At 56.9% G+C, this 239-nt stretch carries 1 pseudogene; it reads left to right on the top strand.

The features are described 5' to 3' along the window. Nucleotides 1–239, top strand: a pseudogene (locus tag EOD29_RS34800) (ABC transporter substrate-binding protein); the annotation flags it as partial.

The raw sequence follows: 239 nt of genomic DNA, 5'->3' as shown, positions 1-239 counted from the left end.
CTTCGTCATCCTACGCGGTTGGGGCGTGATGAACCCGGTCGCGCTGAAAACCGCAGCCAAGGTTGGCTTCCCGGCAGATCATATTATCGGAAACGTCTGGTCCAATTCAGAAGAAGACGTCATCCCCGCTGGTGATGCCGCCAAGGGCTATACGGCAATCACCACGCAGGCATCTGGCACAAAATACCCGGTCGTTCAGGAGATCGTCAAAACGCTCTACGACTCCGGCAAGGGCAACC

Source organism: Mesorhizobium sp. M1A.T.Ca.IN.004.03.1.1 (assembly GCF_003997555.1).
Taxonomy (GTDB): domain Bacteria; phylum Pseudomonadota; class Alphaproteobacteria; order Rhizobiales; family Rhizobiaceae; genus Mesorhizobium.
The sequence above is the reverse complement of the archived record's forward strand: the minus strand, read 5'-3'. Positions and strand labels throughout refer to the sequence as shown.